At 64.2% G+C, this 433-nt stretch carries 1 protein-coding gene; it reads left to right on the top strand.

The genetic code is table 11. The annotated features are described in order from the left end of the window. On the top strand, positions 1-433 hold a 433-nt coding region (locus tag NW835_RS09070), incomplete at both ends, for a radical SAM protein (protein WP_414415162.1).

The raw sequence follows: 433 nt of genomic DNA on the forward strand, positions 1-433 counted from the left end.
ACTTCCACATCCCCTTCCAGGCGGGCAGTGACGAAGTCCTCAAGCGGATGCGGCGCGGCTACACCCAGGAGCGCTACCGCCAGCTCATCCAGCTCATCCGCCAGTACATGCCCGAGGCCACCATCAGCGCCGATGCCATCGTTGGCTTCCCCGGTGAAACGGAAGCCCAGTTTCAAGAAACCCTGCAACTGGTGCAGGATATCGGCTTTGATTTCCTCAATACTGCCGCCTACTCTCCCCGCCCAGGCACGCCAGCGGCGGAGTGGCCCGACCAAGTGCCAGAAGAAGAAAAAAGCGACCGCCTGCAACGGCTCAACCGCTTGGTAGCGGAGGTGGCTGCCGCCCGCAGCGCCCGCCTGCTGGGCCAGGTGCAGGAGGTGCTGGTGGAAGGCCCCAACCCCAAAAACCCCCGCCAAGCGATGGGACGTACCCG

Source organism: Synechococcus sp. OH2, assembly GCF_047462155.1.
In the GTDB taxonomy this organism is placed as follows: domain Bacteria; phylum Cyanobacteriota; class Cyanobacteriia; order Thermostichales; family Thermostichaceae; genus Thermostichus.